Annotated in this window: 13 protein-coding genes; 10 read left to right on the top strand and 3 right to left on the bottom strand. The window is 64.9% G+C overall.

Going from position 1 to position 16,732, the window contains the following annotated elements; genetic code table 11:
* Positions 1-9 precede the first annotated feature (9 nt).
* The 4 genes from SAS01S_RS10680 to SAS01S_RS23270 are packed head-to-tail and all read left to right on the top strand — an operon-like array spanning position 10 to position 4,469.
* Complete coding sequence (locus SAS01S_RS10680; RefSeq protein ID WP_084238815.1) at positions 10-1,347, top strand: aldehyde dehydrogenase; 1,338 nt, start codon at positions 10-12, stop codon at positions 1,345-1,347.
* A 27-nt stretch (positions 1,348-1,374) separates the two neighbouring features.
* Positions 1,375-2,211, top strand: a complete 837-nt coding sequence (locus tag SAS01S_RS10675) for a p-hydroxycinnamoyl CoA hydratase/lyase (protein WP_066807674.1) — start codon at positions 1,375-1,377, stop codon at positions 2,209-2,211.
* Between the two features lie 10 nt (positions 2,212-2,221).
* Positions 2,222-4,339, top strand: coding sequence for an acetate--CoA ligase family protein (locus tag SAS01S_RS10670; RefSeq protein ID WP_066807672.1), 2,118 nt, complete (start codon positions 2,222-2,224; stop codon positions 4,337-4,339).
* Between the two features lies 1 nt (position 4,340).
* Complete coding sequence (locus SAS01S_RS23270; RefSeq protein WP_281179318.1) at positions 4,341-4,469, top strand: hypothetical protein; 129 nt, start codon at positions 4,341-4,343, stop codon at positions 4,467-4,469.
* Between the two features lie 29 nt (positions 4,470-4,498).
* On the opposite strand, the gene SAS01S_RS22180 is transcribed toward SAS01S_RS23270, so the two are convergent.
* On the bottom strand, positions 4,499-5,440 hold the full coding sequence (locus SAS01S_RS22180; protein ID WP_084238813.1) for an Arm DNA-binding domain-containing protein: 942 nt from the start codon (positions 5,438-5,440) through the stop codon (positions 4,499-4,501).
* On the opposite strand from SAS01S_RS22180, the gene dinB reads away from it, so the two are divergent.
* The gene (gene dinB, locus SAS01S_RS10655) at positions 5,396-6,490 is read left to right on the top strand and encodes a DNA polymerase IV (protein WP_066807665.1); all 1,095 of its coding nucleotides are present in this window, start codon (positions 5,396-5,398) and stop codon (positions 6,488-6,490) included. The genes SAS01S_RS22180 and dinB overlap by 45 nt on opposite strands.
* Before the next feature lie 136 nt (positions 6,491-6,626).
* Here dinB and SAS01S_RS10650 read toward each other — a convergent pair whose 3' ends face one another.
* Both SAS01S_RS10650 and SAS01S_RS10645 read right to left on the bottom strand, forming a co-directional pair.
* Positions 6,627-7,943, bottom strand: a complete 1,317-nt coding sequence (locus SAS01S_RS10650; protein ID WP_066807664.1) for a sensor histidine kinase — start codon at positions 7,941-7,943, stop codon at positions 6,627-6,629.
* Complete coding sequence (locus SAS01S_RS10645; RefSeq protein ID WP_066807663.1) at positions 7,933-9,312, bottom strand: sigma-54-dependent transcriptional regulator; 1,380 nt, start codon at positions 9,310-9,312, stop codon at positions 7,933-7,935. The genes SAS01S_RS10650 and SAS01S_RS10645 overlap by 11 nt, the downstream gene beginning before the upstream one ends.
* A 143-nt stretch (positions 9,313-9,455) precedes the next feature.
* On the opposite strand from SAS01S_RS10645, the gene SAS01S_RS10640 reads away from it, so the two are divergent.
* Genes SAS01S_RS10640 through SAS01S_RS10620 form a run of 5 tightly spaced genes read left to right on the top strand, consistent with a single transcriptional unit; the run spans position 9,456 to position 16,731 of the window.
* Positions 9,456-9,680 (top strand): hypothetical protein, encoded by a 225-nt coding sequence (locus SAS01S_RS10640; RefSeq protein ID WP_066807662.1) that lies wholly within the window; start codon positions 9,456-9,458, stop codon positions 9,678-9,680.
* Positions 9,677-10,999 carry an efflux RND transporter periplasmic adaptor subunit gene (locus tag SAS01S_RS10635; protein ID WP_066807661.1) on the top strand — a complete coding sequence of 441 codons (1,323 nt, stop codon included), beginning with the start codon at positions 9,677-9,679 and terminating at the stop codon, positions 10,997-10,999. Before SAS01S_RS10640 ends, SAS01S_RS10635 begins: the two co-directional genes overlap by 4 nt.
* A 5-nt stretch (positions 11,000-11,004) precedes the next feature.
* Entirely contained in the window at positions 11,005-11,685 is a 681-nt protein-coding gene (locus SAS01S_RS10630) for an ABC transporter ATP-binding protein (RefSeq protein WP_066807660.1), read from the top strand.
* A gap of 26 nt (positions 11,686-11,711) precedes the next feature.
* Positions 11,712-14,219, top strand: coding sequence for an ABC transporter permease (locus SAS01S_RS10625; RefSeq protein ID WP_066807659.1), 2,508 nt, complete (start codon positions 11,712-11,714; stop codon positions 14,217-14,219).
* A 10-nt stretch (positions 14,220-14,229) separates the two neighbouring features.
* On the top strand, positions 14,230-16,731 hold the full coding sequence (locus tag SAS01S_RS10620) for an ABC transporter permease (protein ID WP_066807658.1): 2,502 nt from the start codon (positions 14,230-14,232) through the stop codon (positions 16,729-16,731).
* Position 16,732: the final 1 nt, after the last annotated feature.

Raw genomic sequence — 16,732 nt, 5'->3', positions numbered from 1 at the left:
GCTGCCGCGATCGCGGCCGACGCAGCGGCCGCCGCCGATGCCGCCGAGACTGCGTTCCCGGCCTGGTCGGCGCTCGGCCCCAATGCTCGCCGCGCGCTGCTCAACAAGGCGGCCGACGCGCTTGAGGCGAAGGCCGACGCTTTCGTCGACGCGATGATGGGTGAGATCGGCGCCACCGAGGGCTGGGCGCGATTCAACCTGGTGCTCGCCGCCGGGATGGTGCGCGAGGCAGCGGCACTGACGACGCAGATCGGCGGAGAGGTCATTCCGTCCGACAAGCCCGGCTGCATCGCGATGGCGCTGCGCGAGCCGGTCGGCGTGATCCTGGGAATCGCGCCATGGAACGCGCCGATCATTCTGGGCGTCCGCGCGATCGCCGTGCCGCTCGCCTGTGGCAACACCGTGGTGCTCAAGGCCAGCGAGCAATGCCCGCGCACCCACGCGCTGATCGTCGAGGCATTCAACGAAGCCGGGCTGCCAAAGGGCGCGGTCAATCTGGTCACCAACGCCCCCGCCGATGCCGGCGAGGTGGTCGGGGCGTTGATCGATCATCCCGCGGTGCGCCGTATCAACTTCACCGGATCGACCGCGGTCGGCCGAATCATCGCCAAACGCGCCGCCGAACATCTGAAGCCCGTGTTGCTCGAACTCGGTGGCAAGGCGCCGTTCATCGTGCTCGACGACGCCGATCTCGATGAAGCGGTGAAGGCCGCTGCGTTCGGCGCTTTCATGAATTCCGGCCAGATTTGCATGTCGACCGAGCGGATCATCGTCGTCGACGCGGTGGCCGACGCGTTCGCGGCCAAGTTCAGGGAAAAGGTCGGATCGATGCCGGTCGGCGATCCGCGCGAGGGCAAGACGCCGCTGGGCGCGGTGGTCGACGCGAAGACCGTCGCGCATGTGAAAAGCCTGATCGACGATGCCGTCGCCGCCGGCGCCGAAACACTGGTCGGCGGAGATGCGGACGGGGTATTGATGCCCGCGCATGTCATCGACAAGGTGACGCCGGCGATGAAGCTGTTCCGCGACGAAAGCTTCGGTCCGGTCGTCGGCATCATCCGGGCGAAGGATGAAGCCGATGCGATCGCGCTGGCCAACGACACAGAATACGGCCTGTCGGCGGCCGTATTCACGCGCGACACCGCGCGTGGCCTGCGTGTCGCCCGCCAGATCAAGTCGGGCATCTGCCACGTCAATGGTCCGACCGTGCATGATGAGGCGCAGATGCCGTTCGGGGGCACCAAGGCCTCGGGCTATGGCCGTTTCGGCGGCAAGGCGGGCATCGACAGTTTCACCGAATTGCGTTGGGTCACGATCGAGACGTTGCCCGGCCACTACCCCATCTGACCAGATCATCCGAACAGGGAAAATGCAATGACCATTACCAGCCCACAGGGCACCGTTGCCTACGACGTGATCGACAATATCGCCTGGGTGAAATTCAATCGTCCGGACAAGCGCAACTGCATGTCGCCCACCCTCAATCGCGAGATGATGGACGTTCTGGACGCGCTCGAATATCGCGACGATGTCGGCGTCCTGGTGCTCACCGGCGAAGGCAGCGCATGGTCGGCCGGCATGGACCTCAAGGAATATTTCCGTGAGACCGAAGCGCTGGGTCTGCCCGCGACCCGCAAGGCGCAGCGTGAGGCTTATGGCTGGTGGCGGCGCCTGCGCTGGTATCAGAAGCCGACGATCGCGATGGTCAACGGCTGGTGCTTCGGCGGGGGTTATGGACCGCTGTTCGCCTGCGATCTCGCCTTCGCCGCCGAGGAGGCGCAGTTCGGTCTCAGCGAGATCAACTGGGGGATTCTGCCCGGTGGCGGCGCGACCAAGGTCGCGCAGGAATTGCTGCCGTTCCGCAAGGCGATGTACCACGCGATGATGGGCGAGAATATCGATGGCAAGACCGCCGCAGACTGGGGCCTGGTCAACGAGGCGTTGCCGCTCGATGCGCTGAAAGCGCGCGTGACCGAAGTCGCGACCGTGCTGCTCAAGAAGAATCCCGTCGCGCTGAAGGCGACCAAGGACGCCATGCGCCGCGTCGGGCCGATGAGCTATGACGATGCCGAGGATTACCTGATCCGCGCGCAGGAAGCGGCCAACAGCTACGACAATGAGGGCCGCAAGGAAGGCATCAAGCAGTTCATCGACGACAAGACGTTCAAGCCGGGGCTGGGCGCGTACGACAGGAGCAAGCAATCGGCCTGAGGCAAGGGACATGGCGACCGACATACTCGCGCACCCGGCGGTGCGTCCGCTCGACCGGCTGTTGCGTGCACGATCGGTCGCCATCCTCGGCGTATCCGAGCGCGCCGGCGCGCTGGGTAACCAGGTGCTCGCCAATCTGGAGCTTCACGGCTTTGGCGGCGACATCCACCTGATCAATCCCAAGCACGATCAACTCGCCGGACGCCCGTGCTTGCGCTCCGTCGCCGATCTGCCCGACGATGTCGACGCCGCGGTACTCGCGATTCCCGGCGCCGCGGTACTCGACACGGTGCGCGGGCTGGCCGCGCGTGGAGTAGGCGCTGTGGTGATCTTCGCCGCGGGATTTGCCGAGGGGGGCGAGGAAGGGCTCGCCGCGCAACGCGAGCTCGCGGCGATCGCCGAACAAAGCGGGATGGTGGTCGAAGGCCCCAATTGCCTGGGCATGACCAATTATGTCGACGGGATCGCGCTGACCTTCGTCGAAACGCCCGCCGAGCGGCTCGGCGACAGGCCCGGGGTCGGCATCGTGTCGCAATCGGGGGCAATGGCGGTCGTGCTCGGCACGACCCTGATGTCGAAGGGGCTGGGCATCTCGATTTCGGTCTCGACCGGCAACGAAGCGGCATCGGGCGCGGAGGATTATGTCGAGTATCTGATCGATGCCGATCACACCCGCGTGATCGCGATGATCGTCGAGCAGTTCCGCCGGCCCAAGCGGTTCCTGGCATTGGCCGAAAAGGCCCGTGCCGCGGGCAAGACGATCGTCCTGCTTCATCCCGGCAAGTCGAGCGCAGCGCGCGACTCCGCCGCCACGCACACCGGCGCGATGGCGGGCGACTGGCAAGTCATGAAGACATTGGTCGAGCATGCCGGCGTCGTATTGGTCGATGGGCTGGAGGAACTCGGCGACGTCGTCGACCTGGCCATCCGTGCCGGCTCGATCGAGGCCGGCGGTACCGCGGTGCTGACCGAATCGGGCGCCTTCAAGGCGCTCACGCTGGATCTGTGCGAGGCGATCGGCCTGCCGCTTCCGCCGCCGTCTCCCGATACCTATTCCGCCTTGCGCGCTGCGATCCCCGATTTCATCCCGGTCAGCAACCCGATGGACCTGACCGCGCAGGCGTTGGTCGATCCGGACCTTTATCGTCGCACGCTGGCGCCGCTGCTCGCCGACGACGCCTATGGCAGCATCGTGCTCGGCATCATCCAGACCGATGTCGCGACATCGAAGTTGAAGTTCGAGCCGATCATCGCCGCGATCCGCGCGCTGGCGCCGCAAAAACCAGTCATCTTCGCCGGCCTCGACGACGGGGCGCCGGTACCGGCCGAGTATATCGCCGGGCTGCGCGACCTCGGCGTCTGCTATTTTCCCTCGCCCGACCGCGCCTTTCGCGCGATCGCCCGGCTGGCCGCGGCGCGCGGGGAGGGCGGTACGACGGCCGCGCCCATCGCGCTCGACCTGCCGCACGGCGGGGTGATCCCCGAACACGCCGCGAAGGCCGCGCTCGCGCCGACCGGCGTGCGTTTCCCGCAAGGGGCACTGGCACGAACCGCGGACGAAGCACGCGCGATCGCCGACCGCATCGGCTACCCAGTCGTGCTCAAGGCGCAGGCGCGCGAACTTTCGCACAAGAGCGACGTCGGGGGCGTGGTGCTCGGGCTCGGCGACGCCGATGAGCTCGCCGCAGGTTGGCTGCAACTGCAGGCGAATCTTGCCGCTCATGCGCCCGGCGCGCGGCTGGACGGAGTGCTGGTTGAGAAGATGGGCGCGCGCGGCGTTGAGTTGATCGTGGGCGCACGCAACGATCCCGAATGGGGTCCGGTCGTCCTTGTCGGATTCGGCGGCGTCCAGGCCGAGATATTGAAAGACGTTCGCCTGTTGCCGGCCGGGCTGTCCGCTTCGGCAGTCGCGAGCGAGTTGCGCAAGCTCAAGAGCGGCGCGCTGCTGGACGGCTGGCGCGGTAGCCCGGCGCTCGATGTCGACGCTGTTGCCGAGCTTGTCGCGACGCTCGGCCGCGCGCTGCTCGGCACGCCGGCGATCCGCGAGGTCGATCTCAACCCGGTCGTCATTTATCCCAAGGGGGAGGGCGCGGTCGCGCTCGATGCACTGATCCTGGCGGAGAGCTGAGATGCGCAGTGTCGCGGATGTTACCGATCTGATCGCGATCGATGTCCACGGCGACCCCGAACATAGCTGCAAGCCCGAGCTCAGGCAGCCGATCTGCAGGGATGATGCGGCGAAATTGCTGTTCGAATAGACCTGGTTTCGGCGGGCCGAGGGCAGTCCCTAAACCCGCCTCATCCTGGCAAAAGCGACCAACGCCAGCAGCGCGATGACCGACCCCAGCGCCATCGCAAGCTCCATGCGACGGTGTATATTGGCATCGAGCGTATTCTTCGCCTGGGTGCTGACCACCGTCGACCGGGTACTGTCGAAGGTGAACACGAAGCCAATGCGTCGCCTCAAGTCGGGTTGTTGACGTTCCATAATATTGACCACTTGGGGTGGCAGGAACATGCTGAAAGCTTCCGAGCTGGTTATCGTGCCCCGCCGCTTGGCGTCGTTAATCAAAACCTTGAGGTAGATGAGACCCATGTTCTGGGCGGATTTTGATCGCTTCGAGAGGTCCTGTAGAAATTGGTCGACGTCGTCGACACGCAGCTGATCTATACGAATGTCGGCGAGCAAGCCTGCCACGTCAATTCGGACGACACGTTCAAGATAATCTGGTGTATATTTGCCCAGCTTGAGCTTCTCGTCGGCCTCTGCCTCTCGGGCAGCGGCCCGTCGCTTCTCAATTGGATCTACGCCTTGGCGTCGTTCATAGGCCCAAGTTCGAGCGATTTCGCGAGCCTGCGCTGGGGTCATCTCGCCAAGTTGACCGACCTTTACCCGTCTCGCGCGTTGGTACGGCATGCGATAGTGATAAACAAACATGACTTGGCCTCCGGAAGTCCGGTAGGCGCCGAATCCCCTGACCTCACGATCCCACTGAAAATGCTTTTTGCCGGGTTCCGATAGAGGTAGAGCACGGACGGTAGTGATCGTGATTCCGATTGGCGGTTTTCTGGTTCTGTTCCTTTTCACGCTGGCTCTGCGAGCAATCCCGAGGTAATCTCGGTGCCGGAAGCGGGGGGAGTTTTCGCCCCACTGTAGCCAACTTGAGTTCGAGCGAAGCCGTTGATGTTCCAACGCAATCAGCCAACAGCCAATCGCAAGATCATCCATATCGACATGGATGCCTTTTTCGCCTCGGTCGAACAGCGCGACGACCCGGCGTTGCGCGGGCGGCCGGTGGCGGTGGGATCGGCGACCGGCCGAGGCGTGGTCGCGGCGGCGAGCTATGAAGCGCGCACATTCGGCGTGCGGTCGGCGATGCCCTCGGTCGTCGCTTTGCGCCGATGTCCCGATCTGATCTTCGTGCCGCACCGGTTCGACGTCTATCGCAGCGCCTCGCGCCAGATCCGCGATATCTTCGAGGAGTACACCCCGCTGGTCGAGCCGCTGTCGCTCGACGAAGCCTATCTCGACGTCACGGCCAATCTGCGCGAACTCCCTTCCGCCACCGCTACCGCGCGCGAGATTCGCGCGCGCATTTTCGACGCGACCGCGCTGACCGCATCGGCGGGGATTTCGTACAATAAGTTCCTTGCCAAGCTGGCTTCGGATCACAACAAGCCCAATGGGCAATTCGTCATCCCGCCGGGGACCGGCGCGGAGTTCGTCGCCGGACTGGAGGTCGGACGGTTCCACGGCATCGGACCGCGCACCGCGGAAAAGCTCAACCGGCTGGGGATCGTCACCGGCGCCGATCTGCGCGAGCGGGATCCTGCGTTCCTCCAGGCGCATTTCGGCAAATCTGGCTTGTGGTACCACAAGATCGCGCGCGGCGAGGACGATCGCGAGGTCACCCCAGACCGACCCCGCAAATCGTCAGGATCGGAAACCACTTTCGAACAGGATCTGACCACGCCGGACCAGGTAATCGAGCAAGTCCGGCGGATGGCCGACCAGGTCTGGGCATGGTGCGAGCGAACCCGGACGACGGGCAAGACCGTGGTGGTGAAGGTGCGTTACGCCGATTTCCGCATCGTCACGCGGAGCAAGACGCTGAGCGGTGCTATCGCCAGCCATGCCGATCTGATCGTGGTGGCCGAGCGGCTGGTGGCGACGTTGTTTCCGTTGCGGGCAGGGATCAGGCTGGTGGGGGTGACCCTGGCGACGCTGGAGGAAGAGGGGGCAGGGGAGCCGGAGCTGAATCTGCTTTCCAACACCTAATAAACGCTTCCCCGGCGAAGGCCGGGGCCCAGCTTCGTGCCGTCTATTGGCGCACTAATCGCTCTCAAACATTGTTCGCGGCGACTAGGCCCCGGCCTTCGCCGGGGAAGCGGTGGGTTCTGGATCCAAGCCGTGCTTACCGAACGAACACCCTGAACTCCGCGCCGCCTTCGGGCCCTTCGCCGACCTCGATCGTCCAGCCATGCGCGATCACGATCTGGCGCACCAGGTTGAGGCCGACGCCCGTGCCCTTGGCCCGCGTCGTGAAGAACGGCAGGAAGATATCGTTGCGCATTGCCTCCGGCACGCCAGGACCGCGGTCCGACACCAGGATACGCGTCCCCGCGCCGTCGCCGAGCAACCGCAATTCGACCAGCAGATGCTCGTCCCGCTCGCGCGTCGCCTGGGCGGCGTTGCGCAACAGGTTGATCAGCGCCTGGGCGAGCAGATCGGGATCGGCATCGAGCTCGAGATCGGGTGTCACCTCGCTCTCGAGCGCGATGTCGGGCCATTCGGCGGCGAACAGGCGTTCGAGGTCGCGCACGAAGGACGCCGCCTTGAACCGCTGGCGGCGCGGGTCGGGAACATGCGCCACCGCACGGTAGGAGCGGATGAAATATTCGAGCCCCTCGGCCCGTCGCGCGAGCGTCCCGGCGGCGGTACGCGCTAGGTCGAGATCGGGCTCCGGCTCGGCCAGGACCTCCGCGGTGCTCGATGCAAGCGAGGTCACGGGCGTCAGCGAATTGAGGATTTCGTGAGTGAGCACGCGGACCAGGTCGGTTTGCGCCGCCATCTCGATCGCGTCGAGCGTACCTTGCACGGGTTCGACCGTGATCGCGCGCGTCATCAGCCCGAGCCGTTCGAGCGAGGCATTGCGCACGATCGCGCGCTGCGGTCCGGTTGCCGATCGCAGCAACAGCAGTTCGGCGGCAGGCGCGGCGCCATCGGCCAGGCGCGCCGCGAAGGTTTCGCCATAGACGGTGAAATCCTCCGGCCGCGTGCCCTGATGTGCGGCGAACAGGCGCCGTGCGGCCTTGTTGACCAATGTCACGCCATGATCGGCATCGACCGTCAGCAGCGCCACCGGAACATCGTCCGTCAAGGCTTCGAGGAACCTTAACTCCTCGACCGTGCGATCGCGCTGTGCTTGCAGCCCGCGCATCGCCGCATCGAGCGCGCCGCCCAACGTGTCGAACCCGGCGCCGCCGCGGCCGTCGAACCGCGTCGAGAAATCGCCATAGCGCAAGGCTTCGACAAAGCGCGCGACGGTGCGGTTGGTGCGGTCGATATGATGAAGCAGGCCGCCCACCATGCCGAGCACCAGCAGGCCGGCGACGATTCTCACCGCGGCAAGGCCCGGGGTCGCGATCGCCACCGTCAGCGCGATCAGCGCGAGCAGGCAGGCGACCAGCCAGCCGACCAGGGTCAGCGCGAAACGGCGGTCAAAGCCCATGCTTCTCCATTCGGCGATAGAGCGCGGCCCGCGACAGGCCGAGCTCGTGCGCGGCGGACGAGATGTTATAGCCGTGCTTCTTCAGCGCTTCCTCGACCAACCGCCGCTCGACGCGATCGAGATTGAGGTCCGACATTGCCGGCTCGGCGGTGACGCGCGGCGTCGCCGCCGGGGCGAGCGCGAAGGCGTCGCTCTCGAGCGGCCCATCGCCGGCCAGGATCACCGCGCGTTCGACAGCATGACGCAACGCGCGGACATTGCCCGGCCAGTCATGCGCGACCAACGCTCCCAGCGCTTGTGGCGACAATTCGGGGCGCGGTCGCTTGTACCGCTCGGCATAAAGGCTGAGATAATGGTCGATCAGCGCCGGCACATCCTCGCGGCGGTCGCGCAGCGGCGGCAGGTCGATCTCCACCGTATTGAGCCGGAACAGCAGATCCTGGCGGAACTGACGCTCATCGCGCAACATCGCCGGGGTCATGTTGGTTGCCGCGATCACCCGGATATCGACCGGGATCGGCTGGTTCGCCCCGACCGGCGTGACCTTGCGCTGTTCGAGCACGGTCAGCAATTTGGGCTGCAGATGGAGCGGCAGATTGCCGATCTCGTCGAGGAACAAGGTACCGCCATCGGCCGCCTGGATGCGGCCGACGCGGTCGCTGCGCGCGTCGGTGAACGCGCCTTTGACATGACCGAACAATTCGGAGTCGATCAGCTCGGTCGCGACCGCGCCGAGGTCGACGGTCACCATCTCGCGATCGGCGCGGTGCGATTGCTGATGCAGCGCGCGTGCGACCAGTTCCTTGCCGGTGCCGTTTTCCCCGAGCACCAGGACATTCGCTTCGGTCGGCGCGGCGCGCGCGATCAGCGAATGGACGCGCGCCATCGAGGGGGCACTGCCGATCAGCGGCGATGGCCCGCGCGCCGCGCTCGACAATGCCGGCGTCGGCGACGGCGCGTCGGCGGCCGTGCGCGACCGGCGCAAAGCGGCGGCGGTGCGCACCGTCTGGACCAGCCGCTCATTCTCCCACGGCTTGGAGACGAAGTCCGTCGCGCCGCGCTTCATCGCCTCGACCGCGACATTCACCCCGGCATGCGCGGTGATCATCACCACGATCGCCTCGGGATCGTTGGTCAGCAGCCGGTCGAGCAGCGCCAGCCCCTCGCGCGCATCGGTCGCGCCACGGGCGAAATTGGCGTCGAGCAGGATGACGTCGGGTTGGCGCCCGGCGGTGGCGGCGATCGCGCGCTCGGGCGACGACACGGTGATCAGCTCGCGAAACAGCCCGCGTAGCGCGAGCCGCGCCGCCACCAGGATATCCTCGTCGTCATCGACGATGATGCAGAGATCGAATTCCGGTGCTGCCATTGCCCGCTTCCGTACAGCTACTGTCCGAATACGGACAATCAATTTCCGTGCCAGTGTCGAGCACTGAGTTGGTTCGGAGGCGAAAAGGCTTTTGGCACGCATCGTGCTGAGGGAGGGACAACCTAATCAAGTGGACAGAACCGATGAAAGACACGACAGCCAACCGCAAACTCCTCACGGTGCTCGTGTTACTCGGCGTGAGCTGGGTGCTGTTCTTTCAGCCGGCGTCGCACTGGAGCGGCGCGATCCAGATTTCCTCGGTCAGGATCGCCTTCTCGCTCCAGAGTGACACTGTCCGTTTCCGGACACCCGTGTCCGGAAACGGACACTCTTTATTCCTGCTGCAAATCGGGAGCGAGCGGTCGTGAATATCGCGTCGTTGAAGGCGGCGTCGGCCACCACTGACCGGGCGGTCAGCGGCAGCCAGATGGACAAGGTGGTCGAGCGCCGCGGCCTGTCGCGCAACGTCAAGATCGCGATCGGCGCCGGCGCAGTGCTGGTGCTCGCCTTGCTGTTCTGGTGGTTCATGCCCGGCGCGGGATCGCAGACGGTGACCAAGAATCGCCTGACGATCTCGACCGTGCAGACCGGCCGGTTCGAGGATTTCATCCCGTTGCGCGCCAAGGTCACGCCTTTGCTCACCGTCTATATCGATTCGATCGAGGGCGGGCGGGTCGACAAGGTGCTGGTCGAGGATGGCACCGATGTCGTTGCCGGTCAGCCGATCGCGATGCTCTCCAACGCCGAGCTTCAGCTCTCGACGCTCGCCCGCCAGACCGAGGTCGAGCAGCAGATCAACAATATGCGCAGCCAGGAGCTGGCGCTGTCGCAGACCCGCTTGGCCAATGAACGCGCGATCCTCGATGCCCAGCTCGCGCTCACCACCGCGCGCCGCCAATATGAGCGCGAGGCGCCGCTGGCGGCGAAGGGTTATGTGTCGGGCAAGCAATTCAACGACACGACCGACAATTACCAATATCAGCAGCGCCGCCTCGCAGTTCTCCAGCGCAGCCAGTCAAGCGATGAGCGGCTGCAGTCGGGCCAGCTCGATCAGCAGAAGGCGTCGATGAAGTCGATGTCGGCGGGTCTGGGCATCGCGCGCACCAACCTCGATGCACTTAATCTCAAGGCGCCGGTGACCGGCAAATTGTCGGGCTTCTCGATCCAGATTGGCCAGTCGCTCCAGCGTGGCGAGCGGATCGGCCAGATCGACTCGCCGGGCAAGAACAAGCTCCAGGCCGGCGTCGATGAATTCTATCTCGGCCGCGTTCAGGTCAATCAGTCGGCGAGCGTCGATTGGAACGGCAAGACCTTCCGCGCGCGCGTGATGAAAATCTATCCGCAGGTGCAGAACGGCCAGTTCCAGGTCGATCTGCAATTCCTCGGCGACGAGCCGCAAGGCGTGCAGCGCGGCCAGACGCTGCAGGCGAAGCTGACGCTGGGCGATCCCGCGCCGGCCAAGCTGATCCCGAACGGTGCCTTCTATAACGAGAGCGGCGGCGCCTATGTCTTCGTCGTCGCTCCCGACGGCAACAGCGCGGTGAAGCGGCAGGTCCGACTTGGCCGCCGCAATCCCGATTTTATCGAAGTGCTCGACGGGCTCGATGCCGGCGAGCGTGTGATCACCAGTCCCTATACCGGTTTTGCCGACAAGGATCGGCTCGACCTTTCGAACGCGAAGGAGTGAATCTTATGCTGCACATGCGCGCGCTGTCGCGGACCTACCGCACCGATACCGTCGAGACCACCGCGCTCGACGCGATCGATCTCGACATCATGCCCGGCGAATTCGTCGCGATCATGGGCCCGTCGGGCTGCGGCAAGTCGACCCTGCTCAACCTGATGGGCATGCTCGATAGCCCGACCAGCGGCAGCTATGTGTTCGACGGCAAGGAAGTCGCCGGCCTGTCCGAAGCCAAGCTCGCCGACGTCCGCAAAGCATCGATCGGCTTCATTTTCCAGAGCTTCAACCTGGTCGACGAATTGTCGGTGCGCGAGAATGTCGAACTGGCGCTGCTGTATCATTCGGTGCCCGCCGCCGAGCGCCGCCGCCGCACCGAGGAAGTGATGGACCGCGTCGGCATCGCCCACCGCGCCCGCCATTTCCCCAGCCAGTTGTCGGGCGGCCAGCAGCAGCGCGTCGCGGTCGCCCGCGCACTGGTCGCCGAACCCAAATTGATCCTGGCGGACGAACCGACCGGCAACCTCGACACCAATCACGGCGAGGAAGTGATGAAGATGCTCCAGACGCTGAATGCCCAGGGCTCGACCATCGTCATGGTCACGCACTCGCCGTCGCATGCCGATTACGCCAGCCGCGTCGTCAACATGCTCGACGGTCGTATCCTCCAGGAACGGCGCCGCGCGGCCTGACCCTCAATCTCCTCGGAGACATTGCGATGTGGCGCAACTATCTCATTGTCGGCATCCGCTCGCTGCTCAAGAGCCGCGTCTATGCGGCGATCAACGTCCTCGGCCTCGCCATCGGGTTGGCGGCGTGCGTGCTGATCCTGCTCTACGTCCGCTACGAGGAGAGCTATGACGGGTGGCCGAAGGGCACCGATCAGGCCTACCAGCTGCAGACCTATTATCACCCCACGCCGCAAGGCGGGGAGGAGATGTACCTGCAGATGAGTTCGCTCGCCGCGGGACGGGCGCTGGCGAAGGACTTTCCCCAGATCGAGAAGGTCGTGTTCGTCCGGGGCTTCTCTCCGATTGTGATCCAGGACGGCGAACCGTCGCAGGGCCTGCTCCGGATGGTCGACGGCAACATCTTCGATATCATCCAGGTGCCGTTCGTGAAGGGCGATGCGCATAATGCGCTCAACGACACGCATTCGATGGTGCTGAGCGAAAGCGAGGCTAAACGGCGGTTCGGCAATGCCGATCCGATCGGCAAGACGCTGACCGTCGTCGATAATAATGGCAACGTCGATTACCGCGTCACCGGCATATTCAAGGACATCCCCAAGAACAGCAGTTTCAGCGCGGCGATGGTCGCCCGGTTCGACATGGACGTTCAGTTCGCCGACCGGACCCAGGTCCTGACCAATTGGGACGACCAGGAAGGCTGGCACTATTTCAAGCTGCGGCCAGGCGCCGATATCGATGCGATCAGGGCGCAGATGCCGGCGTGGAAGAAGCGCAACATCCCCGACACGGTGACCAACGGCCAGCGCTACAATCCTGGCGACGGGCAGGATTACAAGCTCGTCAATCTGCGCGACATCCACCTCGGCAAGGCGCAGAATGGCGCGATGACGCCGGGCAACGACAATGCCACGGTGACGACCTTCGCCATCATCGCGATGCTCGTGCTCGGCATGGCCTGCGTCAACTTCGTCAACCTGGCCACAGCCCGCGCGTCGCAGCGCGCCCGCGAAGTGGCGCTGCGCAAGGTGCTCGGCGCCAGCCCGCGCCAGTTGATCGTCCAGTTCGTCGGTGAATCGATATTGGTCTCGCTGATCTCGCTGCTGGTTGCGTTCACCGCTGTCGAACTGATCCTGCCGTCCTTCAACCGCTTCCTCGATGCCAACATCCAGTTGCACTATTTCGGGCTTGGCGGCGTCCTGCTGCCGGGCATCGCATTGGTGCTGCTGGTCGGGGTGATCGGCGGCCTTTATCCCGCGGTCTATCTGTCGCGCTTCGAGCCGGCGAAAATCCTCAAGGCCAATAAATCGGCTGCGGACTCGCAAGGCTCGGGCAGGCTGCGCAACGTGCTGGTGATCGGGCAATTCGCGGTGTCGATCGCGCTGATCGTGTGCACCAGCGTGATCTACGCCCAGACGGTCTACGCCCGCACGATCGATGCCGGCTATCGCCGCGATGGCCTGCTCCAGGTCGCGAACCTCTCCTTTCGCGGGGTGACGGATGACCAGGCCTGGTCGCTGGTGGCGCAGATCCGCAAGCTGCCGGGCGTGCGCGCCGCGGCGGGAACGCAGATCGCGGTCGCGCCGGGCAATAATTCGATCACCTCATTCTTCCTGGCCGGCAGTTCGACCACGATCGATCTCGGCACTTACGGCGTGCAGGAGGGCTTTTTCCAGGCGATGGGAATGCGGATCCTGGCGGGTCGCGACTTCTCGCTGAACTATGGCCGGGACGATGGAACGACACCGCATCCGGTCAATCCGGACGCCGAACGAGCACTCGTTGCCCGCGGCCTCAACGTCGTCGTCAGCGAAAGCGCCGCGCATCGCCTGGGCTTCACCGACGTCAAAGCCGCCATCGGCAAGCAGATGGTGGGAAAGCTCACGCTGCCCGAATTCGGCCAGGTGCCATGCACGATCGTCGGCGTGGTGTCGGACGCCCGCTTCCGGTCGCTGCGCGAGCCGTTGCAGCCGATCGTCTATGTCATGCAGCGCAACGGCTTCAGCCAGATCGCGGTTCGCTATGCCGGCGTGGCGCCAGCGGCGATACGCGACGCGGTCGAGCAGGTGTGGCGACGCCAAATCCCCGACGTGCCGTTCAAGGCGAGCTTCGCCGACGACCTGGTGCGCCAGCAATATGAGCGAGAGGCGGCGCGCGGCCAATTGTTCGCGGCGTTCGCAATCCTCGCGGTGGTGATCGGGTGCCTGGGCCTGTTCGGGCTTGCTGTGTTCACCGCTGCGCGGCGGACGAAGGAGATCGGCATCCGCAAGGTGCTGGGCGCGCGCACCCTCGACATCGTGCGGTTGCTGGTCTGGCAGTTCAGCCGGCCGGTGCTGATCGCCAATCTGATCGCCTGGCCGGTCGCCTGGTGGCTGATGCGGGACTGGCTCAACGGCTTCGATACGCGGATCGCGCTCGGCCCGACACCGTTTGCCGTCGCCGGCGCGCTGACGCTCGGCATCGCGCTGGCGACCGTCGCGGGTCACGCCATCCGCGTCGCGCGCACCAACCCGATCAACGCTTTGCGGTACGAATAGGAGAGCCCCGATGTGGCGCAATTACCTGACGGTCGGCATCCGTGCCCTGCTCAAGAACCGGGTTTATGCCGTGATCAACATCGCCGGACTGGCGATCGGCCTGGCCGCGTGTCTGCTGATTCTGACCTATGTCCGATACGAGTTCAGCTATGACAATTGGCTGCCGGAGGCCGGAAACACTTATGAGCTGGCGACCGAATATCTGCCGTCGCCAGGCGGGCAACAGCCCGGCACGTCGCTGACCACCGCCTATGTCGCGGGCGGCGCGCTCAAAAAGGACTTCCCGCAGATCGACCGCGTGGTCTGGGCGTCGTCGCAGAACGTGACCTTCCTCCAAGACGGTACGCCGACCGCCGCCAAGAAGGCGCTGATCACTGATGGCCCATTGTTCGACATCGTGCGCGTGCCTTTCGTGCGCGGCAATGGCGCGACCGCGCTCGATGATCCGCATTCGATCGTGCTGAGCGAGAGCGAGGCCGGTGCGCGGTTCGGTAATACCGACCCTTTGGGCAAGACCCTTACCATCGCGGCGGGTGACATGACCGCCGACTATCGCGTGACCGGCGTGTTCAAGGATCTGCCCAAGAACAGCCATTTCGACATGACCACGGTCGTGCGGATCGATCCGACCGACTATTTCCGCAAGACGCCCGACGTGGTGACGTCCTGGACGTGGTCGAATGGCGAAATGTACGTGCGGCTGAAGCCAGGCAGCGACGCCAAGGCGATCGAGGCGCAATTCCCCGCCTGGAAAAAGCGCAACATCCCCGACGATGTCGGCAGCAATCCGGTGACCAATCCCGGCCAGTTCGAGGACTTCCACCTGATCAACGTCCGCGACCTGCACCTGAGCAAGGGGCAGGGGCAAGGGCGGCCCAACGGCAATCGCCAGGCGGTGCTGACCTTTGCTGTGGTCGCACTGCTGATCCTGGCGATGGCGTGCATGAACTTCACCAACCTCGCCACCGCCCGCGCGTCGCAGCGCGCCCGCGAAGTGGCGTTGCGCAAGGTGCTGGGGGCGAGCCGGCAGCAGCTCATCACACAGTTCGTCGGTGAATCGATGCTGGTCTCGGCGATTGCGATGCTGATCGCGCTGGCGCTGGCGGAACTCGCCATCAGGCCGCTCAATGCCTTTCTCGATGCCGACATGACGTTCAGCTATTTCGGCCTGTCAGGCATCCTGTTGCCCGTCATCGCGCTGACCGTGCTGGTCGGGCTGGCGGGCGGTCTCTATCCCGCTTTCTATCTGTCGCGGTTCGAGCCGGCGCGGATCCTCAAGGCCAACAAGTCGGCGGCCGATGCGGAAGGGAGTGGGCGGCTCCGTAGCCTGCTGGTCATCACCCAGTTCGCCGTCTCGATCGGACTGATCATCTGCACGTCGGTGATCTATGCCCAGACCGAATATTCGCGGCACCTCGACGCAGGGTACAAGCGCGACGGGCTGCTCCAGCTCAACGGCATCGCGCGCGCGCCGGTAGAGGCGGCCGCGCCGACATTGCTGCAGGAATTGCGCAAGCAGCCCGACATCGTCGACGCCGCGCGCGTGTCGCTCGGCATCGCGTCGGGCAACAATTCGACCACCGACGTCAACGTGCCCGGCGGCAAACCGGTTACCCTGGGCGTCTATGGCGTCGATACCCATGCCTTCGACACATTGGGCATGCGCATGCTGGCGGGGCGCAATTTCTCCGAAGCGGTCGCGATGGACGATTCGACCCTGCCCAACCCGCCCGATCTCAACGCCGAAAAGGCTTTGGTCTCTCGCGGCCTCAACGTCGTTCTGTCAGAGTCGGCCGCCAGGCGCCTCGGCTTCGCTTCTCCAGCCGCGGCGGTCGGCAAGCAGGTCCAGTACATCATCGCCAGCAACGAAGCGGGCTTCGTCACCGCCAATGTCGTCGGTGTGGTAAGCGACGTGCGCTATCGTTCGGCGCGCGATCCGGTGCAGCCGATCATCTACTATTTCATCACCAACGGCGCGTTCAACCAGCTGATGGTGCGCTTCAACGGCGATCCGCAGACCGCGCAAGCGACGGTAGAGCGTGTATGGAAGCGCTCGGTCCCCGGACTGCCGCTTAATTCGCGCTTCGTCGAGGATATCATCCACGACCTTTACAATATTGATGAGAAGAGCGCGCAGTTGTTCGGGATGTTCGCGATCCTCGCGGTGGTGATCGGCTGTCTCGGCCTGTTCGGGCTTGCAGCGTTCACCGCGGAACGCCGCACCAAGGAGATCGGCATCCGCAAGGTGCTCGGCGCGCGCACGCGCGACATCGTGCGGTTGCTCGTCTGGCAGTTCAGCCGGCCGGTGCTGATCGCCAACCTTGTCGCCTGGCCGATCGCCTGGTGGTTGATGCGCGGCTGGCTCAACGGCTTCGACACGCGTGTGACGCTGACGCCGCTGCCGTTCGTCGAGGCGGGTTTGCTGGCGGTGATCATCGCGGCGGGGACGATCGCCGGCCACGCTGTCCGGGTGGCGCAGGCAAGCCCGATCAAGGCGTTGCGTTACGAATAGA

Origin of the sequence: Sphingomonas asaccharolytica NBRC 15499, from assembly GCF_001598355.1 — a bacterium.
Lineage (GTDB): Bacteria > Pseudomonadota > Alphaproteobacteria > Sphingomonadales > Sphingomonadaceae > Sphingomonas > Sphingomonas asaccharolytica.
This window is presented reverse-complemented; position numbering and strand designations above follow the sequence as displayed.